Origin of the sequence: Streptomyces sp. NPDC059696, from assembly GCF_042733745.1 — a bacterium.
Lineage (GTDB): Bacteria > Actinomycetota > Actinomycetes > Streptomycetales > Streptomycetaceae > Streptomyces.
The window spans coordinates 1-24,410 of record NZ_JBHWFG010000012.1; the positions used below are offsets into that span (position 1 = coordinate 1).

The 24,410-nt window shown below is 71.5% G+C and carries 22 protein-coding genes; 10 read left to right on the plus strand and 12 right to left on the minus strand.

Translation table 11 applies throughout. The annotated features are described in order from the left end of the window. Window positions 1-107: 107 nt before the first annotated feature. Together ACFV20_RS15385 and ACFV20_RS15390 are read right to left on the minus strand one after the other, a co-directional pair. Window positions 108-956, minus strand: coding sequence for an ABC transporter permease (locus ACFV20_RS15385; protein WP_385656465.1), 849 nt, complete (start codon window positions 954-956; stop codon window positions 108-110). Next, window positions 953-1,972: an ATP-binding cassette domain-containing protein gene (locus ACFV20_RS15390; RefSeq protein WP_385656467.1), complete on the minus strand. Its 1,020-nt coding sequence runs from the start codon at window positions 1,970-1,972 to the stop codon at window positions 953-955. The genes ACFV20_RS15385 and ACFV20_RS15390 overlap by 4 nt, the downstream gene beginning before the upstream one ends. A gap of 170 nt (window positions 1,973-2,142) precedes the next feature. On the opposite strand from ACFV20_RS15390, the gene ACFV20_RS15395 reads away from it, so the two are divergent. Further along, entirely contained in the window at window positions 2,143-3,129 is a 987-nt protein-coding gene (locus ACFV20_RS15395) for an NAD(P)H-quinone oxidoreductase (protein ID WP_385656469.1), read from the plus strand. A gap of 13 nt (window positions 3,130-3,142) precedes the next feature. Here the strand turns inward: ACFV20_RS15395 and ACFV20_RS15400 are convergent, their stop codons facing one another. After that, window positions 3,143-3,802, minus strand: a complete 660-nt coding sequence (locus ACFV20_RS15400) for a hypothetical protein (protein WP_385656471.1) — start codon at window positions 3,800-3,802, stop codon at window positions 3,143-3,145. A gap of 450 nt (window positions 3,803-4,252) precedes the next feature. Here ACFV20_RS15400 and ACFV20_RS15405 point away from each other — a divergent pair, with 450 nt between their 5' ends. After that, window positions 4,253-4,792, plus strand: coding sequence for a bacterial proteasome activator family protein (locus ACFV20_RS15405; protein WP_385656872.1), 540 nt, complete (start codon window positions 4,253-4,255; stop codon window positions 4,790-4,792). A gap of 76 nt (window positions 4,793-4,868) precedes the next feature. Here the strand turns inward: ACFV20_RS15405 and ACFV20_RS15410 are convergent, their stop codons facing one another. Next, window positions 4,869-6,509 carry a protein kinase gene (locus ACFV20_RS15410; protein ID WP_385656473.1) on the minus strand — a complete coding sequence of 547 codons (1,641 nt, stop codon included), beginning with the start codon at window positions 6,507-6,509 and terminating at the stop codon, window positions 4,869-4,871. Between the two features lie 358 nt (window positions 6,510-6,867). Here ACFV20_RS15410 and ACFV20_RS15415 point away from each other — a divergent pair, with 358 nt between their 5' ends. The 4 genes from ACFV20_RS15415 to ACFV20_RS15430 all read left to right on the plus strand — a co-directional run bounded on the left by ACFV20_RS15415 (window position 6,868) and on the right by ACFV20_RS15430 (window position 12,536). Then, a complete protein-coding gene (locus ACFV20_RS15415) occupies window positions 6,868-8,457 on the plus strand; it encodes a protein kinase (RefSeq protein WP_385656476.1) in 1,590 nt (529 codons plus the stop codon). A 438-nt stretch (window positions 8,458-8,895) separates the two neighbouring features. After that, on the plus strand, window positions 8,896-10,086 hold the full coding sequence (gene pdhA / locus ACFV20_RS15420) for a pyruvate dehydrogenase (acetyl-transferring) E1 component subunit alpha (RefSeq protein ID WP_366716949.1): 1,191 nt from the start codon (window positions 8,896-8,898) through the stop codon (window positions 10,084-10,086). Window position 10,087: 1 nt separating this feature from the next. Continuing rightward, window positions 10,088-11,065, plus strand: a complete 978-nt coding sequence (locus tag ACFV20_RS15425; RefSeq protein ID WP_234847374.1) for an alpha-ketoacid dehydrogenase subunit beta — start codon at window positions 10,088-10,090, stop codon at window positions 11,063-11,065. Window positions 11,066-11,075: 10 nt separating this feature from the next. Continuing rightward, complete coding sequence (locus ACFV20_RS15430) at window positions 11,076-12,536, plus strand: dihydrolipoamide acetyltransferase family protein (protein ID WP_385656478.1); 1,461 nt, start codon at window positions 11,076-11,078, stop codon at window positions 12,534-12,536. A 170-nt stretch (window positions 12,537-12,706) separates the two neighbouring features. Here ACFV20_RS15430 and ACFV20_RS15435 read toward each other — a convergent pair whose 3' ends face one another. After that, a complete protein-coding gene (locus tag ACFV20_RS15435; RefSeq protein WP_385656480.1) occupies window positions 12,707-13,606 on the minus strand; it encodes a D-alanyl-D-alanine carboxypeptidase family protein in 900 nt (299 codons plus the stop codon). Between the two features lie 208 nt (window positions 13,607-13,814). On the opposite strand from ACFV20_RS15435, the gene ACFV20_RS15440 reads away from it, so the two are divergent. Continuing rightward, on the plus strand, window positions 13,815-14,465 hold the full coding sequence (locus ACFV20_RS15440) for a GntR family transcriptional regulator (protein ID WP_385656483.1): 651 nt from the start codon (window positions 13,815-13,817) through the stop codon (window positions 14,463-14,465). After that, the gene (locus ACFV20_RS15445) at window positions 14,462-15,775 is read left to right on the plus strand and encodes a nitrate/nitrite transporter (protein WP_385656485.1); all 1,314 of its coding nucleotides are present in this window, start codon (window positions 14,462-14,464) and stop codon (window positions 15,773-15,775) included. Before ACFV20_RS15440 ends, ACFV20_RS15445 begins: the two co-directional genes overlap by 4 nt. Before the next feature lie 6 nt (window positions 15,776-15,781). On the opposite strand, the gene ACFV20_RS15450 is transcribed toward ACFV20_RS15445, so the two are convergent. After that, window positions 15,782-16,519 (minus strand): SAM-dependent methyltransferase, encoded by a 738-nt coding sequence (locus tag ACFV20_RS15450; protein WP_385656487.1) that lies wholly within the window; start codon window positions 16,517-16,519, stop codon window positions 15,782-15,784. 258 nt (window positions 16,520-16,777) lie between these two features. Beyond that, window positions 16,778-17,602, minus strand: coding sequence for a maleylpyruvate isomerase family mycothiol-dependent enzyme (locus tag ACFV20_RS15455; RefSeq protein ID WP_385656489.1), 825 nt, complete (start codon window positions 17,600-17,602; stop codon window positions 16,778-16,780). Window positions 17,603-17,783: 181 nt separating this feature from the next. Between ACFV20_RS15455 and ACFV20_RS15460 the strand changes: the two genes are divergently transcribed. Continuing rightward, entirely contained in the window at window positions 17,784-18,581 is a 798-nt protein-coding gene (locus tag ACFV20_RS15460; protein WP_385656491.1) for a carbon-nitrogen family hydrolase, read from the plus strand. Between the two features lie 9 nt (window positions 18,582-18,590). On the opposite strand, the gene ACFV20_RS15465 is transcribed toward ACFV20_RS15460, so the two are convergent. The 4 genes from ACFV20_RS15465 to ACFV20_RS15480 form a co-directional block, all read right to left on the minus strand. Continuing rightward, window positions 18,591-19,082 (minus strand): LURP-one-related/scramblase family protein, encoded by a 492-nt coding sequence (locus tag ACFV20_RS15465; protein ID WP_031104342.1) that lies wholly within the window; start codon window positions 19,080-19,082, stop codon window positions 18,591-18,593. 282 nt (window positions 19,083-19,364) lie between these two features. After that, on the minus strand, window positions 19,365-19,619 hold the full coding sequence (locus ACFV20_RS15470) for a DUF6458 family protein (RefSeq protein WP_030846811.1): 255 nt from the start codon (window positions 19,617-19,619) through the stop codon (window positions 19,365-19,367). A gap of 88 nt (window positions 19,620-19,707) precedes the next feature. After that, entirely contained in the window at window positions 19,708-21,006 is a 1,299-nt protein-coding gene (locus ACFV20_RS15475) for a M18 family aminopeptidase (protein WP_385656493.1), read from the minus strand. Between the two features lie 75 nt (window positions 21,007-21,081). Beyond that, window positions 21,082-22,908 carry an acyl-CoA dehydrogenase gene (locus ACFV20_RS15480; protein ID WP_385656496.1) on the minus strand — a complete coding sequence of 609 codons (1,827 nt, stop codon included), beginning with the start codon at window positions 22,906-22,908 and terminating at the stop codon, window positions 21,082-21,084. A 192-nt stretch (window positions 22,909-23,100) separates the two neighbouring features. On the opposite strand from ACFV20_RS15480, the gene ACFV20_RS15485 reads away from it, so the two are divergent. Next, entirely contained in the window at window positions 23,101-23,565 is a 465-nt protein-coding gene (locus ACFV20_RS15485; RefSeq protein WP_030846788.1) for an SseB family protein, read from the plus strand. Window positions 23,566-23,605: 40 nt separating this feature from the next. Here ACFV20_RS15485 and ACFV20_RS15490 read toward each other — a convergent pair whose 3' ends face one another. Then, on the minus strand, window positions 23,606-24,337 hold the full coding sequence (locus ACFV20_RS15490; protein WP_385656499.1) for a TetR/AcrR family transcriptional regulator C-terminal domain-containing protein: 732 nt from the start codon (window positions 24,335-24,337) through the stop codon (window positions 23,606-23,608). Window positions 24,338-24,410: the final 73 nt, after the last annotated feature.

The window sequence follows — 24,410 nt, forward strand, 5'->3', positions numbered from 1 at the left end:
GCCCTTGCCCCCCGCGCCCCCGCGACACGTGCGGGGCACAGCTACCGGCCGGCCCCCCCGCACCCGTCGGGGGCGGGGCGGCCGGCCGGAAACGCGGCGATCCAGGGTTACTTCCGGTTGTACAGCCGCATCGTGACGGGCCCGAAGACCAGCACGAAGAGTCCCGCCCAGCCCAGCGACCAGGCGACCTCGTCAGCCGGCCAGTCGCCGCCCATCAGGCCGCGTACCGCCGACGCCAGATGCGTGATGGGGCTGTTGTTCACGAACGCCTGCAGCCAGCCCGGCATCGTCTTCGGATCGACGAACACGTTGGACAGGAAGGTGAGCGGGAAGATCACCATCATGCTGACGCCCATCACCGACTTCTCGGTGCGCAGCATCAGCCCGAACATCGTCCAGATCCACGAGAAGGCGAACGAGAAGGCCACCAGCAGGGCGATTCCGGCGAGCACACCGGCGACCCCGCCGTCCGGCCGGTAGCCGAGGATGATGCCGACGGTGAGCATCACGACCGAGGCGATCGTGTACCGCAGGGCGTCACCGAGCAGATAACCGACCATCGTCGACGGCCGCCAGATCGGCAGGCTGCGGAACCGGTCGAAGACGCCCTTCTCGATGTCGGTGTTCACGGAGACACCCGTGTACATCGTGATCATCACGACCGACATCACGAGGATGCCCGGCAGCAGGAACTGGATGTACTCCTTCGGCGAGCCGGCCAGCGCCCCGCCGAACAGGTACGTGTACATCAGCACCATCATGATCGGGAACGCCGTGACGTCGAACAGCTGCTCCGGCACGTGTTTGATCTTGAGGATCGCCCGCCAGCCGAAGGTCATCGAGGCCGACCACGCGCTGGGCCGCGGCGGCCGCTCCTTGGAGACGAGCAGCGCGGCGAGGGACTCCGCGCTGACCGGGGCGAGGTCCTTGGTCTCGGTCGTCGTCGCGGTGCTCATGCCGCCACCTCGTCCTTCGGGTCGTCGGAGCGGTCGGACGAGTCGTGCGTGTCGTGCCCGGTGAGGGCGAGGAACACCTCGTCCAGGCTGGGCTGGCCCAGGGAGAAGTTGTCGACGGTGATGCCGGCCCGGGCCAGCTCGTTCAGCGCGCGGGCGGCCTGCTCGGCGGCGGAGTCGTCACTCGCCGCCGTGCCGAGGCGGGCGGTGAGGGCCACCGGGTCGGGCTCGGGCTGCACCCGCGCGTCGAGAGCGCGGCGCAGCAGCTCGGCCGCGAGGTCACGCTGGTCGGCGTCGCGCAGCCGCAGATGGACGGACCCGGCCCCGACGGACGACTTCAGCTCGCCCTTGGTGCCCTCGGCGATCACCTTGCCCCGGTCGATGACGGCGATCCGGGACGCCAGCTGGTCGGCCTCGTCCAGGTACTGCGTGGTCAGCAGCACGGTGGTGCCCTGGGCGACGACGGCCCGCACGATCTCCCAGACCTGGTTGCGGCTGCGCGGGTCGAGGCCGGTCGTCGGCTCGTCGAGGAACAGCAGGTCGGGGGTGTTGAGGATGGACGCGGCGATGTCGATGCGGCGCCGCATGCCGCCCGAGTAGTGCTTGACCTGCTTCGCCGCCGCGTCCGTGAGCCCGAAGGCCTCCAGGAGCTGGGCGGCGCGCTCCCGGGCGGCCTTCTTGTGGTGGCCGAGCAGCCGGCCCAGCAGGACCAGGTTCTCCGTGCCGGTGAGGTCCTCGTCGACCGAGGCGTACTGGCCGGTGAGGCTCACCCGGCCGCGCACCTCGTCCGCCTCGCGGACGATGTCGTGGCCGAAGACGTGCGCCTCGCCGCCGTCCGGCCGCAGGAGCGTGGCGAGCATCTTCACGGTGGTGGTCTTGCCGGCGCCGTTCGGGCCGAGGACGCCGTAGACCGTGCCCGCGGGCACGGACAGGTCCACTCCGTCGACGGCCCTCGTCTCGCCGAACGTTTTCACCAGGCCCGCGGTCTCGATCGCCAGGCCGGACAACTGCGTGCTCATCCTTCGGGTCCTTCCGCGTGCTTGGTCTCCGCATGGGGAGACCTTTACCGTCGCGCAAACTCATCGGTGACGCACACGGGTTTTCGGCGGGACAGGTCGAACGGCGTGAGCGGGGAGGACCTCGGGACGGAGCGGACTCGGTCCGGGGACCGGCGGGTACGGTCCCTTGCATGCATGCGATCACGATTCCCGAACCTGGTGGGCCCGAGGCGCTGGTCTGGGACGAGGTGCCCGACCCGGTGCCCGGCGAGGGCGAGGTCCTGGTCGAGGTGGCGGCGGGTGCCGTCAACCGGGCCGACATCCTGCAGCGGCAGGGCTTCTACGAACCGCCGCCCGGCGCGTCCCCCTACCCCGGCCTGGAGTGCTCCGGCCGGATCGCCGCGATCGGCACCGGCGTCTCCGGCTGGCAGGTCGGCGACGAGGTGTGCGCGCTGCTGTCCGGCGGCGGTTACGCCGAGAAGGTGGCCGTCCCGGCCGGACAGCTGCTGCCCGTGCCCGAGGGCGTCGGCCTGACGCAGGCGGCGGCGCTGCCCGAGGTGGCCTGCACGGTCTGGTCGAACGTCTTCATGATCGCCCACCTGCGGCCCGGCGAGACGCTCCTGGTGCACGGCGGCTCCAGCGGCATCGGCACGATGGCCATCCAGCTGGGCAAGGCCGTCGGCGCGCGGGTGGCCGTGACGGCCGGGACGAAGGAGAAGCTCGAGCGGTGCGCCGAGCTGGGCGCCGACATCCTGGTCAACTACCGCGAGCAGGACTTCGTCGAGGAGGTCAGGAAGGCGACGGACGGCGCCGGAGCGGACGTGATCCTCGACAACATGGGCGCCAAGTACCTGGAGCGCAACGTCAAGGCCCTCGCCGTCAACGGCCGGCTCGCGATCATCGGCATGCAGGGCGGCGTCAAGGGCGAGCTGAACATCGGCGCCCTGCTGGCCAAGCGCGCCGCCATCAGCGCGACGTCCCTGCGGGCCAGGCCCCGGGAGGAGAAGGCCGCCATCGTCGCGGCCGTACGCGAACACGTCTGGCCCCTGCTCGCGGGGGGACACCTGCGCCCGATCGTCGACCGTGAACTCCCCATGCGGGACGCCGCCGCCGCGCACCGCGTGGTGGAGGAGAGCGGCCACATCGGAAAGGTCCTGCTGATCAACACGCAGTCCTGAGCTCACCCGGCCGCTAGGCCCGGCGCAGTCGCAGTGCGACGAACGCCAGGGCCAGGCCCAGGCCGATCAGGACCAGGCCGCTGCCCAGGGGCAGGATCCGCAGGACGGGGCCCACGGGGCGTTGCGCGGTGGCGGCCTCGCGTACGGGCTGCTCCGCCGGGGCGGAGGGCACCGGGGCGGTCTCCGGTGGCTCCTCGGGGAGGGCCGTGGCGTCGGGGAGGTCCGGCCGCTGCGCCGCCTCTTCCGGCCGTCCCGGCCGCGCCCGGCCCTCTCCGGCCCTGCTCCCGGCCCGGGACGGCTCACCGGCGGCGGAGGGCGCGGCCACGGACGCCGCCGGTGAAGCCGCCCGGGCCGACGCGGCGGCCCGGGCCGACGGAGCCGCCAGGGGTGACGGGCCGGACCGGGACGGTGAAGCCGCCCGGGGCGAGGCGGACGGCCGGGCGTGCCCGGCCTCTCCGTGCGGCCTCGCCGGCGAGGCCGATGCGGTGGGCCTCGGGGACCGGGCGGTGAGCGGCCCGGAGTGTGCCCCCTCCGCCTCCTGCGGGTCCCTCTCCTCGTCATACGTGAGGACGGCCCCGTACGACGGGGCGGATGCGAAGGGTGAGACGACCGCGCCGGCCCCCAGGGCGAGCAGCAGTCCTGCCGCCCGCAGCGCGCGTAGCCATGGAGTCACGGGGGTGACCCCCTCCCGCCGTGCCCGCCGGGGCGGAAACGGCAAGTTCGGTCATGTCAGGCCATCAGCCTCACACCGTCCCGCCCGCCCGGCACTCCGGGTTCGGCCGACGGACGGAACCGCGCACGATCCGGTGGTGCCGATACGTCACGGGCTGCCGGTCCTGCCGGTCCTGCCGGTCCTGCCGGTCCTGCCGGCCCTGCCGGCGAACCGGCCCCGCTACGGCTCCCGCTGCGCCCGACTTCGAGGCCCCCACCGGCGGGACCTGGCCCTTGGACATCGGGCAGGTCTCCACGACGCTGGGCCGCCTGCTCCGGTTCACCCGCGGTCAGGAGCCGGTCCCGCCGGAGCAACCCGGAGCGTGAGCGACTCGTCTCCTCCAGCACGGTGGATCAGTCCCCTGTGGGGGCACCACGGAGGTGAGGTGCAGGCGTGCGACAGAATGGCGACATGGAGATGCCGAGGAACGAACGGTCGTCGGAGAACCCGCAGATCCTGGTCGTGGGCCAGGACGGCATGGCGCTCGGTGGCGGCGGCTCAGACGATGACTCCCGCGAGACCCCGGTCACGGAGCAGGTGGAGCAGCCCGCGAAGGTCATGCGGATCGGCAGCATGATCAAGCAGCTGCTGGAGGAAGTGCGCGCGGCTCCCCTGGACGAGGCCAGCCGGGTGCGGCTGAAGGACATCCACGCCAGCTCCGTGAAGGAGCTGGAGGACGGCCTCGCGCCCGAGCTGGTGGAGGAACTGGAGCGGCTCTCCCTGCCCTTCACGGACGAGGCGACCCCCAGCGACTCGGAGCTGCGCATCGCGCAGGCCCAGCTGGTCGGATGGCTGGAGGGGCTCTTCCACGGGATCCAGACGACGCTGTTCGCGCAGCAGATGGCGGCCCGCGCCCAGCTGGAGTCCATGCGCCGCGCCCTCCCGCCCGGGGTCGGCGACGGCGGCGACGAGCAGCACCCCGGCGGCCGGTCCGGCGGCCCCTACCTGTAGAGGGCCCCGGGCCCGGCGGAGTGGACGAAGGGCCCGGCGGCCGAAGCCGCCGGGCCCTGGTGCGCGTCGGGGGACCTCAGGAGGGCGGGTTGCCCGTGGAGACGCTCAGCTCGATCTCGGGCATGTCCTCGGGGTCGACGTCGGTGTCGGCTGACGGGAACTGGTTCATCACCGTGCCGTCGCCGTAGGTGTTCTCGTCGACCTCCTTCTCGTTCAGTTCCCAGCCGGCCGCCTGCAGACAGGCCTTGACCGACTTGATGTTCTTGAACTTGAAGTCCGGGATCTGGATCTTGTCGGGGTCGTTGTACGACTCCTGCGGCTCCGTGCACTCCTCGGTGTCGATCGTCTTCGTGGTGTCCGGGCCGCGGTAGCCGGGCTTCTTCTCCGCGGAGGCCGAGGCGCTCGGGCTGCTGCCGCCGCCGCCCTTGTCGTCCTCGCCGCCGCCGTTCAGCAGCAGCGCCGTGACGAGGCCGCCGACCGCGACGACGGACACGATGACCGAGCCGATGATCACCGGCTTGTTCCTGCCGCCGGAGGAGGCCGCCGGGGCCTGGGGCGACAGGTTGTACGGGGGCGGCGTCGACGGGCCCGGCTGCGGGGAGTACCCCGCCGGGGTCGGCGTCTGGTAGCCGCCCGCCTGGGGGTATCCGTACGCCGGGGTCGGTCCCGTCGGGGCGGGCGTGCCGTACGGGTTCGGGGGCGGGGTCGGCTGGTACGGCGTCTGGACCTGGCCCGAGGGCGCGGGGGTCGCCTGGTCGACCGGCGGGAACACGGCCGAGCCGACGCCCGCGCCGCTCGGGGCCGGGGTGCCCGGGACGATGCTCGGCGGCGCGGCCTGGAAGGACGCCGCCACCCGCAGGCACTCGTCCCGCATGGCCTCGGCGCTGGGGAAGCGCTCGTTCGGGTTCTTCTTCAGCGCGCGGGCGACCAACGCGTCCACGGCCGGGGGCAGCGCGCGGTTGACCGAGGACGGAACCGGCGGCTCCTCCTGCACGTGCGCGTACGCGATCGCCAGCGGCGAGTCCGCCTCGAACGGCAGCCGCCCGGTCACCAGCTGGAACAGCATGATGCCGACCGAGTACAGGTCGGAGCGGGCGTCCACCCCACGGCCCAGGGCCTGTTCGGGCGAGAGGTACTGGGGGGTGCCGACCACCATGCCGGTCTGCGTCATCGACGTCACACCGGACTGCATGGCGCGGGCGATGCCGAAGTCCATCACCTTGACCACGCCGCGCTTGGTCATCATCACGTTGCCCGGCTTGATGTCGCGGTGGACCAGGCCCATCTCGTGGCTGATCTCCAGTGCGGCCAGCACGTCCGCGGTGATCTTCAGTGCCTTGTCCGCGGGCATCGCGCCCTGCTGCCGCACGTCCTCGTCGAGGACCGAGCCGAGCGGGCGGCCCTCGACGTACTCCATGACGATGTACGGCGTCGTCAAGCCGTCGAGGGTGTCCTCGCCGGTGTCGAAGACCGAGACGATGTTGGTGTGCGTGAGCTTGGCCACGGACTGGGCCTCGCGGCGGAACCGCTCGCGGAAGGCCTGTTCCCGTCCGAGATCCGTGTGAAGCGTCTTGATGGCGACCTGCCGGTCGAGCACGCTGTCGTACGCGAGGTGCACCGAGGCCATGCCGCCCTGGCCGAGGAGGTCACGCAGTTGATAGCGGCCGCCGGCGAGCGCCCGCCCCGCGTACTGGCCCTGTGCGCCGTCCTGGCTCATGTTCCGTTTCCCCCGTAGCCCTTGAGGCGCCGCCGACTTGCGCGGATCCGCCGCCGGATCCGTCGTTGATCCAAACCGCCATTCCCGGCCAAGTCTGCCCCAGGGCACTGACACGTCAAGCTCGGTGCCCGTTCCGTGACCGTACGCGAAAGAAGCGTCGCGGAAGCGTTACCGGGGGCGTACGGCCGGGACACGGAATTTGCACGACAGTAAGGAGTGAAGGTTTCATGGCCGGTCCGTCTCGTGCCGGTCCCGGTGCCCCTTCTCGGGCCGGAGGCTTGCGCGGAGGCTGTAGCGTGGCCGACGGAGACCGTAACAACACCGCGCGCACCGCGGGCAGAAACGACGGCGAGGACTGATGGCACAGCAGCAGCGCGCTCAGGGCCCGTCCGACCCCGAGGCGACTGGCGGCGGCATGTCGGAGGCGCCGGAGTCCTGGGGGAACGGCGGACTGGTCGGGGACGGCCGGTACCGGCTGACCCGCAGACTCGGCCGGGGCGGCATGGCCGAGGTGTTCGCAGCCGAGGACGTCCGTCTCGGACGCACCGTCGCGGTCAAGCTGCTCCGCTCCGACCTCGCCGAGGACCCGGTGTCCAAGGCGCGCTTCACGCGCGAGGCCCAGTCGGTGGCCGGTCTCAACCACCACGCGATCGTCGCCGTGTACGACTCCGGCGAGGACTTCGTCGGCGGCCAGTCCGTGCCGTACATCGTCATGGAGATCGTCGAGGGCCGCACCATCCGCGACCTCCTGCTGAACGCGGAGGCGCCCGGCCCCGAACAGGCGCTGATCATCGTCTCGGGCGTCCTGGAGGCGCTCGCCTACTCGCACCAGCACGGCATCGTGCACCGCGACATCAAGCCCGCCAACGTCATCATCACGCACAACGGCGCGGTGAAGGTGATGGACTTCGGCATCGCCCGCGCCCTGCACGGCGCGTCCACGACGATGACGCAGACCGGCATGGTCATGGGCACCCCGCAGTACCTCTCCCCCGAGCAGGCGCTCGGCAAGGCCGTCGACCACCGCTCCGACCTGTACGCGACGGGCTGCCTGCTCTACGAACTCCTCGCGCTGCGCCCGCCGTTCACCGGCGAGACCCCGCTGTCCGTGGTCTACCAGCACGTCCAGGACATCCCGACGCCGCCGTCCGAGGCCTCCGACGCCTGCCCGCCGGAGCTGGACGGCCTGGTCATGCGCTCCCTCGCCAAGGAGCCCGACGACCGGTTCCAGACGGCGGAGGAGATGCGCGGGCTGGTCCAGTACGCGCTGCAGATGCTCTACGACCAGGGCGGCCACACCGGCACCTGGAACACCGGCCCGGTCGACATGCACGAGGGCCGCAACACCCCGTCGGGCGGCTTCGCCGGTGCGACGGCCGTCATGGGACACCCCGGCGACGTCTCCGGCACCACGCAGATCCCCTCGCCGATCCTGCCCGGCGGCTACGGCGGCGGGGACGACGGCGGCTTCGAGGGCCACGGCAACAAGGGCAGCGGCCGCGGCAAGCTGTGGATCCTGGCCGTGCTCGCGGTGATCGCCGTCGCCGCGGGCGTCGCGCTGGCGCTGCAGAACACCGGCGGCGGCAAGGACGGCCCGAGCAAGGAACAGAAGCCGACCACCTCGCAGACGACCGAGAAGAAGACGCCCAGCGAGACCCCGAGCGACGAGGACACCGGACAGCCGACGGACACCACCACGGACGACGGCACCGGCACCGGCTCGGGCAACGGCAACTGGACGCCGTCCTACAAGCCGTCCTACACGCCGTCGCAGAGCGCTCCCCAGTCACCCACGGGCGAGCCGTCGAACGAGCCGACGACCGAGGCGCCGACCGAGGAGCCGACGGAGGAGCCCACGGACCCGCAGACGCCGCCGGACGATACGGGTGGCGCCGACGGCGGAACCACGGAAGGCGTGGTAGGCGGCGTGGGCGGCGGCGAGAACTGACCCCGCACCCCTGCCTCGCAGCTCACAGGCATGATCCACGCGCGCGGGGGCCCCGGTAACGGGACCCACGCGCGCGTGCCGTTTCGGGTACGCCGAAAAGAGGACTCTTCCCGTGACCTGGGTCACCGGGTTAACGTGCGGTAGCTCCGGCCTCCTGCAAGGCTGTGACCAGGGCCCTTCCACGCCTTTCCGATTTACTTGGATATCCAAGCAAAATCGCAGGTCAGGTGGGGTTTCACAGAAATGTGGCGCACTGGGTAACGTGCTTTCTGCAGGGCGCTCGCCGGGGCACCTGTCACGCCCGTTCCCGGTCGAGCGGCACCCACCCCGTGCCCCGTGGTCGAGAACAGGTGAGCCGCTCCCCCGAGCTCAAAAGAGCAAGGGGGGACCCCCAGGCCTACCGGCAACCCCGTGGCCCGGACCGACGGAGGAGCACACGTGACCGTGGAGAGCACTGCCGCGCGCACACCGCGACGCAGCGCCGGAAGCAAGGCCGGCACCACCGGCACCAAGCGCACCCGCACCACCGCCAAGAAGGACGCCGGCACCGAGCCCCAGCTCGTACAGCTGCTGACGCCCGAGGGCAAGCGCGTCAAGAACGCCGAGTACGACAAGTACGTCGCCGGCATCACCCCGGAAGAGCTCCGCGGCCTCTACCGCGACATGGTGCTCACCCGCCGCTTCGACGCCGAGGCCACCTCCCTGCAGCGCCAGGGCGAGCTGGGCCTGTGGGCGTCGCTGCTCGGCCAGGAGGCCGCCCAGATCGGATCCGGCCGCGCCACCCGCGAGGACGACTACGTCTTCCCGACCTACCGCGAGCACGGCGTCGCCTGGTGCCGCGGGGTCGACCCGGCCAACCTGCTCGGGATGTTCCGCGGGGTGAACAACGGCGGCTGGGACCCCAACAGCAACAACTTCCAGCTGTACACGATCGTCATCGGCTCCCAGACGCTGCACGCCACCGGCTACGCGATGGGCGTCGCCAAGGACGGCGCCGACAGCGCGGTGATCGCGTACTTCGGCGACGGCGCCTCCAGCCAGGGCGACGTGGCCGAGTCCTTCACCTTCTCCGCGGTCTACAACGCCCCGGTCGTGTTCTTCTGCCAGAACAACCAGTGGGCCATCTCCGAGCCCACCGAGAAGCAGTCCCGCGTGCCGATCTATCAGCGCGCCCAGGGCTTCGGCTTCCCGGGCGTGCGGGTCGACGGCAACGACGTGCTCGGCGTCCTCGCGGTCACCCGGTGGGCCCTGGAGCGGGCCCGCAGCGGCGAGGGCCCGACCCTCGTCGAGGCGTTCACCTACCGCATGGGCGCCCACACCACCTCCGACGACCCGACCCGCTACCGGGGCGACGAGGAGCGCCAGGCCTGGGAGGCCAAGGACCCGATCCTGCGCCTGCGCCGCTATCTGGAGGCCTCGAACCACGCGGACGAGGGATTCTTCGCGGAACTGGAGACCGAGTCCGAGGCGTTGGGCAAACGAGTGCGCGAGGCGGTCCGCGCCATGCCGGACCCGGACCACTTCGCCATCTTCGAGAACGCCTACGCCGACGGGCACGCGCTCGTCGACGAGGAGCGCGCCCAGTTCGCCGCGTACCAGGCGTCGTTCGCCGATGAGGGGGGTAACTGAGATGGCCGACAAGATGGCACTCGCGAAGGCGATCAACGAGTCGCTGCGCCGCGCCCTGGAGTCCGACCCCAAAGTCCTGATCATGGGTGAGGACGTCGGCAAGCTCGGCGGCGTCTTCCGGGTGACGGACGGCCTGCAGAAGGACTTCGGCGAGAGCCGCGTCATCGACACCCCGCTCGCCGAGTCGGGCATCGTCGGCACGGCGATCGGCCTGGCCCTGCGCGGCTACCGCCCGGTGGTGGAGATCCAGTTCGACGGCTTCGTCTTCCCCGCGTACGACCAGATCGTCACGCAGCTCGCGAAGATGCACGCCCGCTCGCTGGGCAAGGTCAAGCTCCCGGTCGTCGTCCGCATCCCCTACGGCGGCGGCATCGGCGCGGTGGAGCACCACTCCGAGTCGCCCGAGGCGCTCTTCGCGCACGTCGCCGGTCTGAAGATCGTCAGCCCGTCGAACGCGTCGGACGCGTACTGGATGATGCAGCAGGCCATCCAGAGCGACGACCCGGTGATCTTCTTCGAGCCCAAGCGCCGCTACTGGGACAAGGGCGAGGTCAACACGGAGGCGATCCCGGGCCCGCTGCACAAGGCCCAGGTGGTCCGCGAGGGCACCGACCTCACCCTGGCCGCCTACGGCCCGATGGTGAAGCTCTGCCAGGAGGTCGCCGACGCGGCCGCCGAGGAGGGCAAGAGCCTGGAGGTCCTGGACCTGCGCTCGGTCTCCCCGCTCGACTTCGACTCGATCCAGGCGTCGGTGGAGAAGACCCGCCGCCTGGTCGTGGTCCACGAGGCCCCGGTGTTCTTCGGCTCCGGCGCGGAGATCGCCGCGCGGATCACGGAGCGCTGCTTCTACCACCTGGAGGCCCCGGTGCTCCGGGTCGGCGGCTACCACGCGCCGTACCCGCCGGCCCGCCTGGAGGAGGAGTACCTGCCGAACCTGGACCGGGTACTGGACGCCGTCGACCGCTCGCTGGCGTACTGAGGAGAGGGTCGTGACGACGATGACGGAAGCGTCCGTGCGCGAGTTCAAGATGCCCGACGTGGGCGAGGGACTCACCGAGGCCGAGATCCTCAAGTGGTACGTCCAGCCCGGTGACACGGTCACCGACGGGCAGGTGGTCTGCGAGGTCGAGACGGCGAAGGCGGCCGTCGAGCTGCCCATCCCGTACGACGGCGTGGTCCGGGACCTGCGCTTCCCGGAGGGCACCACGGTCGACGTGGGCACGGCGATCATCTCGGTGGACGTCGGCGGCGGCGGTGCCGTGCCCGAGCCCGCCGCCGAGCAGCCCGCCGCCGCCCGGCCCGCGGCGGCCGCACAGGCCGCGCCCGCCGAGGAGGCGAAGGCCGCGGGCTCGGGCCGCCAGCCGGTCCTGGTGGGCTACGGGGTGGCGACCTCGTCCACCCGCCGCCGCCCCCGCAAGGGCCCGGAGGTCCCGGTCCAGCAGGCCTCGACGGCGATCCAGACGGAGCTGAACGGCCACGCGCCGGCGGCCCCGGCGGCGAGCGCCCCCGCCCCGGCGGCTCCGGCCGTCCCGGCCGGCGGGGAGCGCCCGCTGGCCAAGCCGCCGGTCCGCAAGCTCGCCAAGGACCTGGGCGTCGATCTGACGACGGTGGTCCCGACCGGCCCGGACGGCATCATCACCCGCGAGGACGTGCACGCGGCGGTCGCCGTGGCCGCACCGGCGGCGACCGAGCCGCAGGCCGCGCCCGCCCCGGCCCCCGCGGCCGAGGCCGCGGTGTCGTACGACACCGCGCGGGAGACCCGCATCCCGGTCAAGGGCGTCCGCAAGGCGACGGCGGCGGCGATGGTCGGCTCGGCGTTCACCGCGCCGCACGTCACGGAGTTCGTGACGGTCGACGTGACGCGCACGATGAAGCTGGTCGAGGAGCTGAAGGCGGACAAGGACTTCGCCGGCCTCCGGGTGAACCCGCTGCTACTGATCGCCAAGGCACTGCTGGTCGCCATCAAGCGCAACCCGGACGTCAACGCGTCGTGGGACGAGGCCGCCCAGGAGATCGTGGTCAAGCACTACGTGAACCTGGGCATCGCGGCCGCCACCCCGCGCGGTCTGATCGTGCCGAACATCAAGGACGCGCACGCCAAGACGCTGCCGCAGCTGGCCGAGTCGCTGGGCGAGCTGGTGTCGACGGCCCGGGACGGCAAGACGTCCCCGGCGGCGATGCAGGGCGGCACGGTGACGATCACCAACGTCGGCGTCTTCGGCGTCGACACGGGCACGCCGATCCTCAACCCGGGCGAGTCCGCGATCCTCGCGGTCGGTGCGATCAAGCTCCAGCCGTGGGTCCACAAGGGCAAGGTGAAACCCCGTCAGGTCACCACCCTGGCCCTGTCCTTCGACCACCGCCTGGTCGACGGCGAGCTGGGCTCGAAGGTGCTGGCCGACGTGGCGGCGATCCTGGAGCAGCCGAAGCGCCTGATCACCTGGGCGTGAGCCGACTGCGGCGGCCTCCTGCCCCTTGCGGGCGGGGGGCCGCCGGCGTTTTCCGGCGGTCCCGGGGGCCGGCCCGACCGGGCGTGCGGCGCCGTCGGCGCACCGTCCTGTGACGGACACGGCCGAGGGGGCCCCGACGCGGTGTGCGGCGGGGCCCCCTCGGCGTGGTCCTACTTGGTGAAGCCGTAGTTGAGCAGCTTCGTGGCGTCCGCCTTGCGGGCGTCCAGGCCGGTCGAGGCGAGGACGGTGCCGATGACGGTCTTGCCGCTGCGGGTGGCGGCGAAGACCAGGCAGTACTTCGCCTCCGGGCCGGAACCGGTCTTCACGCCGATCGCGCCGGAGTAGCTGCCGAGCAGCGGGTTGGTGTTCTCCCACGGCGCCATCGTCCGCGTACCGCCGGACTTGGTGGTCGTCTTCGCCGTGTACTTCTTCGTCTTGACGACCGTGCGGAAGTTGGCGTTCTTCATCGCCGCGCTGGCGAGCTTGGTCAGGTCGCGCGGCGTGGAGTAGTTGGCGCCGTGGCCGATGCCGTCGAACGAGTCGAAGTGGGTGTTCTTCAGACCCAGGCCCTTGGCGGTGGTGTTCATCTTGCCGATGAACGACTTCACGCGCGCCGAGCGGGTCGAGCCCGAGCCGAACTTGTCGGCGAGCGCGTACGCCGCGTCGCAGCCGGACGGCAGCATCAGCCCGTACAGCAGCTGGCGGACGGTGACCTTGTCGCCGACGATCAGCTTCGCGTTGGACGCGTAGTTGTTGTCGACGATGTAGTCGCTGTACGCCTTCTGGATCGTGACCTTGCTGTCCATGTTCAGGTTCGACTGCTTCAGCACCACCAGGGCCGTCATGATCTTGGTGGTCGAGCCGGTCGAGCGGCGGGTGTCGGCCGCCTTGGTGTAGAGCGACGCGCCGGTCGCGTTGTTCATCACGTAGCCGCCCTTGGCGGCGATGGAGGGCGCCGAGGCGGCCTGCGCCGGCGCGACGGTGAGGGCACCGGTCGCGAGCATGGCGCCGGTGGTCACGGCGACGGCCGCGGCTCTGCGGAGACGAGTGCCCTGAATGCCGGTTATCAAGTCAAGTACCCCGATTGCATCGAATGCCCCAACGATGCGGCCGAGTTGAGGACGAGGGGAAGGGGGCCGCATGTGTCTGACTCGTAACTAGCACACGTGGTTGTGCTGTTGCCGAGGGGGACCCCGGCTTTGCCACAGATGTGTGACATACAAGTCCGCATACTGGACGTATCTCTCCATGCGTACCTGTTGTATCTATGCTGTCCGCATGACCCTGGCCGTGAAGCAACCGCCCGCCACCGACCGCGTCTACGCCCACGTCAAACAGGGCGTCCTGGAGCGCCGCTACGAGGGCGGCACCCTCCTCACCGAGGGCGAACTCGCCGAAGCCGTGGGCGTCTCCCGCACACCGGTCCGTGAGGCGCTGCTCCGGCTGGAGGTCGAGGGGCTGATCCGGCTCTACCCGAAGAAGGGCGCCCTCGTCCTGCCCGTCTCCGCGCAGGAGATCGCCGATGTCGTCGAGACACGGCTGCTCGTCGAGGAGCACGCGGCGCGCAAGGCCGTACCCGCCCCGGCCGGGCTCATCGAGCGGCTGGAGGAGCTGCTGGCCCGGCAGAAGAAGCAGGCCGCCGCCGGGGACCTGGCCGGGGCCGCCGTCACCGACCGCTGCTTCCACGCCGAGATCGTCCGCAGCGGCGGCAACGAGATCCTCTCCCGCCTCTACGACCAGCTGCGCGACCGTCAGCTGCGCATGGGCGTGGCCGTCATGCACTCCCACCCCGACCGCATCGCCAAGACCCTCGCCGAGCACGAGGAGATCCTCGACGCGCTGCGCTCCGGTGACGCGGAGACGGCCGTCGGCCTCGTCCACCGGCACATCGGCTGGTTCTCGCACCTGGCCCGGGGGGAGGTCCGATGAGCGCCGTCGCGATACCCGGCGACCCTCCCCCGGAGGGGGCACCCCCGGGCGGCCGCCGGGCCCTGGCCGTCTGGGGCACGGGCGTCTCGGTCTACTTCGTCGCGGTCGTCTTCCGCACCTCCCTGGGCGTGGCCGGCCTCGACGCCGCCGACCGCTTCCACGTCAACGCCTCGGCCCTGTCCACCTTCTCCATCCTCCAGCTGCTGGTCTACGCGGGCATGCAGATCCCCGTGGGCCTGCTCGTCGACCGGCTCGGCACCAAGAAGGTCCTGGCGCTCGGCGCCGTGCTGTTCACCGCCGGGCAGCTCGGCTTCGCCTTCTCCCCCTCGTACGGCATGGCGCTCGCCTCCCGGGCGCTCCTCGGCTGCGGTGACGCGCTGACGTTCATCAGTGTGCTGCGCCTGGGCAGCCGCTGGTTCCCGGCCCGGCGCGGGCCGCTGGTCGCCCAGTTCGCGGGACTGATCGGGATGGCGGGCAACCTCGTCTCCACGCTCGTCCTGGCCCGGCTGCTGCACGGCGTCGGCTGGACGGCGGCGTTCGCGGGCAGCGCGGCGGCCGGGGCCGTGGTGCTCGTCCTGGTGCTGCTCTTCCTCAAGGACCACCCGGAGGGACACGAGCCCGAGCCGCTCCCGCACCAGGGCGCGGCCTACGTGCGGCGGCAGATCGCCGCCTCCTGGCGGGAGCCCGGGACCCGGCTCGGCCTCTGGGTGCACTTCACCACCCAGTTCCCGGCGATGGTGTTCCTGCTGCTGTGGGGCCTGCCGTTCCTCGTGGAGGCCCAGGGGCTGTCCCGGGCGGACGCCGGTGAACTCCTCACCCTCGTCGTCCTGTCGAACATGGTGGTCGGCCTGGTCTACGGGCAGATCGTCGCCCGGCACCACGGGGCCCGGCTGCCGCTCGCGCTCGGCACGGTCGGCCTGACAGCGGCCCTGTGGGCGGCGACGCTCGCCTACCCCGCCGCTCACGCCCCGATGTGGCTGCTGATCGTGCTGTGCACGGTGCTCGGGGCGTGCGGCCCGGCATCGATGATCGGTTTCGACTTCGCCCGCCCGGCCAACCCGCCCGAACGGCAGGGCACCGCCTCCGGCATCACCAACATGGGCGGCTTCGTCGCCTCCATGACGACCCTGTTCGCGATCGGCGTGCTGCTGGACGCCACCGGCGACGACTGGTCGCTGGCCTTCTCGGCGGTGTTCGTGCTGCAGGCGCTCGGGGTCTCCCAGATCCTGCGGCTGCGCGGGCGGGCGCAACGGCGGGAGCGGGAGCGGCTGGTGGCCAGCCGGGTGGAGACGGTGCACGTGCCGGCGTGACGGGCGTCAGGCGGCCGGTACGAGGGTGAGGTACGCGAGACCGAGGACGCCGCGATAGGTGAGCCACCGGGCGCGGTGCCGGTCGACGCGCTGCCGGGTCTCCTCCGCCAGGGGGTGACGGGGGTGCTCGGCGAGCCACACCTCGGTGTCCGCGAGGTACCCCGACTCGAACGCCTCCCATTCGTCGAGGCTCGCCGTCTCGGTCCACTCGGGCCGGAATCCCGCGTCGACGGTCATCCCGATGAGGGTCGCGAGGTCGGGGTGGTCCGTCGCGGCGGCGTCCGGCCACATGCGGGACAGTTCGCCCGGGGTCGGGGTGCGCTCCCAGAAGCCCTCGCCGAGCAGGACGCGGCCGTGGCCGGTGACCAGGCGGCGGAGCTCGGCCAGGGCCTCGGGGAGCCGGTCGCCGAGGGCCTGGCTCGATCCCACGCACAGGACGAGGTCGGCGGGGCCGCGGGTGGTTCCGGTGGCGGACTCCGCCAGGAACCGGACCCGGGACGCGAGGCCGCGGTCCGTGGCGGCCTCGCGTGCTCGCGCCAGGTCGTCGGTGTCCAGGTCGATGCCGGTGCCGGTCGCCTCCGGGGCGGCGGCCAGCATGCGGAGCATGAGTTCGCCGGAGCCGCAGCCGATGTCCAGGACGCTGGTGGGGTGGTGGCGGGTGAGGCGCCGTACGAGGGCGTCCGCCCTCGACTCGGACAGGGGGCCGTGGAAGGTGAGGCGGGTGCGGTGGGGTGGGGTGGTCATGGTCGGGGACGGTAGGGGCCGGGGTGGGACGGCGTCATGGGGTTTTCGGGCCCGGGGCGTCGGCGCCGGGGCCGGGTGGGTCCGCGGCCCGGCGGAACGGGGTGCCGCCGCGCCCACCCGTGCCGCCCTGGGCGGCACGCATGCCCGCAGCCGGGCGGCACGCATGCCCGCAGCCGGGCGGCACGCATGCCCGCAGCCGGGCGGCACGCATGCCCGCAGCCGGGCGGCACGCATGCCCGCAGCGGTCGCGGCCGGCTCTTACCGCGTCACCGTGAAGTTGCGCAGGATCGCCGCCGTCAGGTCCGGGTCGCCCTCGGTCTTCAGCCGGTCGGACACCGACTCCACGCTCACGCGGCCGCAGGCCAGGCGGACGTAGGTCTCCCAGTCGAGGGTGAGGGTGGCGGCGGGGCCGAGCGCCGGGGCCGTTTCCAGGGTGCCGCGGCCCTGGATGTCGACGCGGATCGTGCGCAGGAACTCCACGGGCCCGTGCACGTCGAGGACGACCGCCGAGCTGCGCGGCGCCTGCGCGTCCTCGGCGACCACGCGCGGGAGTTCGCCGAGGAGCACGTCGCGGGCGATCAGCGCGCCGGGGGAGTCGAGGTTGCCCGGACGGCCGAGGGCCGTGCGCAGGTCCTGTTCGTGCACCCACACGTCGAACGCGTGCCGGCGCATCGACTCCTCCAGGGTGAGCTCGCTGCCGAGCGGCCCCCGCACCTTCGTGCCCGGATCACGCGACTCGTTCCGCAGCTGCCGGTTGCGGCGGATGATCACGTACTCCAGCTCGGAGGTCATCTCCGGCGCCGTGTGGTGGCGGCGGACGTCGACCTGCATCTCCATGTAGCGCTGGTGCTCGTTGGTGACGTGGAAGAGGTCGCGCGGCAGGCTGTGGATGGGGCGCGGGTCGCCGAGCATCTCGCAGTCCAGCCCGATCACGTGGGAGACCACGTCCCGCACCGACCACCCGGGGCACGGCGTCCGCCGGTTCCACTCGGCCTCCGCGAGCGGCTGGAGCAGCTCGGATATCGCTTCGACGGAGTGGGTCCAGGCATCGGCGTAGGGCTGGAGGGTGGGATGCAGACTCACGGAACGGGACCCCTCGGCGGTTCGGTCACGGGCAGGTGGTGGCGGCGTTGCCAGTGGGAGGTGGCGGCTGTCGGCGGGCGTCTTGCGAGCTAAGTTACGCTGCTGTGAGGCACCCCGGCAGTGCTTTCGTGTGACGATCGTAGGCCCGTGTGGACGGCTCGAATGCCAGGACGGTGGTAGTGTGCGCGCCTCTGTGATCCAGATCGCCGTGAACGAGGACGAATCGGTCGAAGCGCGCCGTCGGCGCGTGGCGGCGCTGGTCCGGGAGCAGGCCGGAGCCGATCTCGTCGTCCTGCCGGAGCTGTGGACCACGGGTGCCTTCGCCTACGAGGAGTTCGGGCGCGAGGCCGAGCCGCTCGAAGGGCCGACGTACGAGGCGATGGCGAAGGCCGCGAGCGACGCGGGTGTGTGGCTGCACGCCGGTTCCATCCCGGAGCGGGACCCGGACGGACCGCTCTACAACACCTCCCTCGTCTTCTCCCCCTCCGGCGACCTCGCCGCCGCCTACCGCAAGATCCACCGCTTCGGCTTCGACAAGGGCGAGGCCGTGCTGATGGGGGCGGGCGGCGAGCTGGTGACGGTGCGTCTGCCGGAGACGACCCTGGGCCTGTCCACCTGCTACGACCTCCGCTTCCCCGAGCTCTACCGCGGCCTGGTCGACGCCGGCGCCGAGACGCTCGTGGTGTCGGCGGGCTGGCCGGAGCGCCGCCGCTCCCACTGGACGCTGCTGGCCCAGGCGCGGGCGGTCGAGAACCAGTCGTTCCTCCTCGCCTGCGCAACGGCCGGGACGCACGCCGGAGTTCCCCAGGCCGGTCACTCGATCGTGGTCGACCCGTGGGGCGAGGTGCTGGCGCAGGCCGGTGCCGGCGAGGAGGTCCTCACCGTGGAGTTCGACCCGGGGAAGGTCGCGGCGACCCGGGAGCAGTTCCCGGCGCTCAAGGACCGGATGCTGGGACTCCAGCCGCCGCGCAGGCCCTGACCGGCGCTCTCAGTCCTCCCGTTCCTTCTCCGCGAGGTGGATGACACACACGGCCACCGCGATCAGCAGCGCCGGGTCGGCGTCCTCGCGGACGACGTCCACGCCGTAGGTGTCCCGCACGGTCAGCCACCGCCGGGAGATCACCGCCAGCAGCTCCCCGTCGTACTCGACGGCGAACTCCCGGTCGAGGATCTTGCCGCTGACGTCCAGCTCGTTGCCGTCGGCCAGGGACACCCGGTAGTGGTTGCGCAGCAGGGACAGGCGCTTGCGGCGGATCGTCGCCAGCGGCTCCCCGCTCCGCTGGAGCACCATGGTGTCGCGCAGGGCGAGCATCTTCTGGTGGATGTCGACGAGGACGCGCCCCTGGGTGTCCTTCAACTCCCAGGTGTCCCGCAGCCGCAGGGCCTTGCCGTCGACGAGGAACACCTTGCTGCCGCGGTCGTCCTCGATCCAGTAGTCGTCACCGAAGCCGAGGAGCCGGTCGTACACGAGGAATCTCATGAGACGAGGGCTTCCCCGCGGCCGCCGGCGCAACGCCGCCGATAGGCCGACGGGCTGACCCCGGCCGCCGGCGCAACGCCGCCGATGGGCCGACGGGCCGACCCCGGCCGCCGGCGCAACGCCGCCGATGGGCCGACGGGCTGACCCCGGCCGCTCATCGCAGCCGACGCCCGCCCGGCCGGAGGCCGGCGCACTCGGCGGACAGCGGCGAGGGCGCCGGTGCGCCGCCCGCCCCGCGGGGTGTGCCGCCTCTTCGTGACGGCGGTCGGAGAGCCTGCCGCGTCAGACCCCGTATCCGTCGCTGTAGCCGTCGCGGCGGTGGTGGACCGCCGGGTCCTCGACGACGCCGGGTGTCGTCGGGGGCACCACCACGCGCCGGCGCCTGGCGATGCTGCTGAACGTGGTGACGCCGATCAGTCCGACGATCATCAGAATGATGCCGACCAGGTCGAGGTTGACCCCCTGCATGTCCCAGTCGGTCGCGAACGTGAGGATGGCTCCCACGGCGATGAGGATGATGCATCCGCCGAGGCCCATGTGTGTCGCCTCCCTGTACGGTCCGGTCGTTCCGGTCCCGGAACACCGGGTACCCCCGAGGCGAACACCCATGCGGTGGTGCCTCGTTCTACCTCTCCAGGAACGCGGTCAGGGCGTTGGCCAGGAGGAACGGGTCGTCGGCGCCGCACAGTTCGCGGGCGCTGTGCATCGACAGGATGGCCACGCCGATGTCGACCGTCCGGATGCCGTGCCGGGCGGCGGTGATCGGGCCGATCGTGGTGCCGCAGGGCATGGAGTTGTTGGAGACGAAGGACTGGAAGGGCACGTCGGCCGCCTCGCAGGCCGCCGTGAACTCCGCGCGGCCCGAACCGTCCGTGGCGTAGCGGTTGTTGACGTTGACCTTGAGGATCGGACCGCCGTTGACGCGCGGGTGGTGCGTCGGGTCGTGCCGCTCCGCGTAGTTGGGGTGGACCGCGTGGCCCGTGTCGGAGGACAGGCAGACCGTGCCGGCGAAGGCGCGGGCGCGGTCCTCGTAGGTGCCGCCGCGGGCGTAGACCGAGCGTTCCAGCACGGTGCCGAGCAGCGGTCCGTCCGCGCCGGTGTCCGACTGGGAGCCGTTCTCCTCGTGGTCGAAGGCGGCCAGGACCGGGATGGACGCCGGCTGCGACGAGGAGGAGGCGACGGCCGCGAGCGCGGCGGTACCGGCGTGCACCGACAGGAGGTTGTCCATGCGCGGGCCGGCCAGCAGCTCGCGGTCGCGGCCCAGGTAGGCGGGCGGTTCCACGGAGTGCGTCATCAGGTCCCAGCCGGTGACCTCGCCCGCCGGGATGCCGGCCGTCTCCTCCAGGAAGGCGATCAGGTCGCCGTCGCGCACGTCGCGGCCGAGGCCCCACACCGGCTGCATGTGCCGCTGCTTGTCGAGCTTGAGGCCGTCGGCGGTGACCGAGCGGTCCAGGTGGATGGCGAGCTGCGGGACGCGCAGCAGCGGCCGGTCGACGTTGACCAGGCGCGTCGAGCCGTCGCGCAGGGTCAGCCGGCCGGCGAGGCCGAGATCGCGGTCCAGCCAGGAGTTGAGCAGCGGCCCGCCGTAGATCTCCACGGCGACCTGGCGCCAGCCGTGCGCCCCGCTGTCGGGGAGCGGCTTGACGCGCAGGTTGGGGGAGTCGGTGTGGGCGCCGACGATCCTGAACGGTGTGTGGGGTGCGGCGCCCTTCGGCACGTACCAGGCGACGATCGCGCCGCCGCGCAGCACGTACCTGCCGCCGTGCGTCCCGTCCCAGGCGTCCGTCTCGGCGACCTGCCTGAAGCCCGCCTTCTCCAGCCGCTCGGCGGCCGTGGCCACGGCATGGTACGGCGAGGGGCTCGCCGCCAGGAAGGTCATGAGGTCGTCGGTGTGGCCGCGGTCGAAGCGGGCTCGTTCGGTCATGGGTTCACTTTAACGACGGACGAGGGCCCGTTCCCCGGGTGAGGGAACGGGCCCTCGTACAGAGGACGTGAAGGATCAGAACGCGGCCTCGTCCAGCTCCATCAGGTCCAGCTCGACGCCCTCGGCGACCTTGCGGGCCAGGGTGACGCCCGGCAGGACCGTGGCGGCGAAGAACTTGGCGGCGGCGATCTTGCCGGTGTAGAAGGCCTTGTCCTTGGCGGAGGCCGTCTCCAGCTTCTCGGCGGCGACCGCGGCACCCTTGAGCAGCAGGTAGCCGACGACGACGTCACCGGAGGCCATCAGCAGGCGGGTGCTGTTGAGGCCGACCTTGTAGATGTTCTTGACGTCCTGCTCGGTGGCGGCGAGGTCGGTGAGCATCAGGCCGACGATGGCCTCCAGCTCGACGGCGGCCTTCGCGAGGTGCTCGCGGGCACCGGCCAGCTCCTCGCCGCCCGTGCCGAGGGCGAGGAACTTCTTGATGTCCTCGGCGAGGGAGTTCAGCGCGGCGCCCTGGTTGCGGACGATCTTCCGGAAGAAGAAGTCCTGGCCCTGGATGGCCGTGGTGCCCTCGTAGAGGGTGTCGATCTTGGAGTCCCGGATGTACTGCTCGATCGGGTACTCCTGGAGGAAGCCGGAGCCGCCGAAGGTCTGCAGCGACTGGGCGAGCTGCTCGTAGCCCTTCTCGGAGCCGTAGCCCTTGACGATGGGCAGGAGCAGGTCGTTCAGGGCCTCCAGGGCGGAGACGTCCTCGCCGGCGGCCTCCTTGACCTGGATCTCGTCCTGGACGGCGGCCGTGTGCAGCACCAGGGCGCGCATGCCCTCCGCGTACGCCTTCTGCGTCATGAGCGAGCGGCGCACGTCCGGGTGGTGCGTGATGGTGACCTTGGGGGCGGTCTTGTCCATGAAGTTCGCCAGGTCGGGGCCCTGGACGCGCTCCTTGGCGTACTCCAGGGCGTTGAGGTAGCCGGTGGAGAGGGTGGAGATCGCCTTCGTGCCGACCATCATGCGGGCGAACTCGATGATGCGGAACATCTGGCGGATGCCGTCGTGCTTGTCGCCGATCAGCCAGCCCTTGGCGGGGTGCTGGTCGCCGAAGGTCATCTCGCAGGTGTTGGAGGCCTTCAGGCCCATCTTGTGCTCGACGTTGGTGGCGTAGACGCCGTTGCGCTCGCCCAGCTCGCCGGTCTCGAAGTCGAAGAGGTACTTCGGCACGAGGAAGAGGGACAGGCCCTTGGTGCCGGGGCCGGCGCCCTCGGGGCGGGCCAGCACGTAGTGGAGGATGTTCTCCGACATGTCGTGCTCACCGGAGGTGATGAAGCGCTTCACGCCCTCGATGTGCCAGGAGCCGTCCTCCTGCTGCACGGCCTTGGTGCGGCCGGCGCCCACGTCGGAGCCCGCGTCGGGCTCGGTGAGGACCATCGTGGAGCCCCACTGCTTCTCCGTGGCGACCTTGGCTATGTGCTTCTGGACCTCGTTGCCCTCCTCGAAGAGGATGCCGGCGAAGGCCGGGCCCGAGGAGTACATCCACACGGCCGGGTTGGCGCCCAGGATCAGCTCGGCGTAGGCCCAGATCAGGGAGCGGGGCGCGGTGGTGCCGCCGATCTCCTCGGGCAGGCCCAGGCGCCAGTACTCGGAGTCCATGAAGGCCTGGTAGCTCTTCTTGAAGGAGGCGGGGACCGGCGCGGTGTTGGTCTCCGGGTCGAAGACCGGCGGGTTGCGGTCGGCGTCGATGAAGGACTCGGCCAGCTCGTTCTCCGAGAGGCGGGTCAGCTCCTCCAGGATGCTCTTCGCGGTCTCGACGTCCATCTCCTCGAACGGACCGGTGCCGTACACCTTGTCCCGCCCGAGTACCTCGAAGAGGTTGAACTCGATGTCGCGGAGATTCGACTTGTAGTGCCCCATGGCGACGGCTCCCGGCTCCGTAGAGAGATCGGCGAGGCACTGGATCCTCGCGCTAGTTCACGTACCAACAAGTAGCTACGATGATGCTACCCGTCGGTAATAAGAAGCAACCCCGAACCGGTCATCTGTGACGCGTGGCTCATACCGCCGTCGCGGGCAGGCCGGGGGCGTGCTCTCGGTACGCTTGCGCTCATGTACGGCTACGACCAGACAGCGGGCCCGCAAGGGCAGTACGCCCCTCCGCAGCAGCCGATGTCCGGCGGGTACGGGCAGCAGCCGCCGCTGTACCCCGAGCCGTCCCCGCCCTCCCTCACGGACGCGGTGCGCGCCTTCACCACCGGGCAGATGGCCGCCGAGGACTTCCAGCAGGTCTTCGCCACGTCGAAGGTCTACTGCCCGCGCGGCGACAACCCCGGCTTCCTGGCCCTGCACAACACGCAGCAGCCCGTGATCCCGATGTTCAGCACGCTCAAGGAACTGCGCCGGTACGCGGGCAAGGAGTCCAAGTACTTCGTGATCACCGGCGCCGAGGTGCTGGACCTGCTGCCGACCGGCTACGGCTTCGTCCTCGACATGGAGGGCGAGCACCGCATGGTGTTCGACGCGAAGGCCGTGGAGCAGATGGTCGAGTTCGCGATGCGCCGGATGTACGGCTAGCCGCCGTCGCCCCGCAGACGGCGGCTGACGTGGCCCTCGGTCACTTCGGCAGGCGCAGTGCCAGGCCGTCCAGGACGACCTCCAGGCCGTAGGCGAACTTGTCGTCGCGCAGCTTCGCCGGATCGCCGGCCTGTGCGCTGGTCTCCGGTTCGGCTGCCGCCAGGTGGTCGTAGCCGGCCGAGGCCTGCCGGGCCGCGGGCAGCAGCCGGGCGACGAACTCCGACTCGCTCTCGCCGGAGCGGGCGACCGTGGTGAGCCACGCGGCTTCGGTCGTGCTCATGCCGATGACGTACGAGAAGACGGCGTCGATCGCCCGGCTCGGCTCCGGGAAGCCCGCGGCGGTGAACAGGGCCGCCAGCCGCTCCGAGAAGTTCATGTAGTTCGGGCCGAGGTAGGCGAGCCCGGCCTGCCCGAGGACCAGGGTCAGCCAGGGGTGCCGTAGCGCCGTCGTGCGGAAGGACCCGGCCGCCTCGGTCACCGCCGCGCGCCAGTCGGGGCCGCCGGCCTCCGGGACCCGGATCTCGGCGGCCACCTCGTCCACCGCGAGCTCCATCAGCTCGTCCTTCGTGGCGACGTGCCGGTAGAGCGAGGTCGCGCCGGCGTTCAGCCGGGCACCGAGTTTGCGCATGCTGAGCGCCTCGATCCCCTCGGCGTCGAGCATGGCGATCGCCTCGCGCACGATCGCTTCCCGGCTGAGCGCGGGCTGGTCGCTACGGCGCTGCTCGCGGGTCCATACGGACGGGATGGGGTTCTTGTCCTTCGTCCTGCTCATCGGGCCCTCCTGGTGAACCTCTGCGTGCGAACAGCGTGCGCAATCAGCGTACAGAACTCAAGGGTTGCGCACA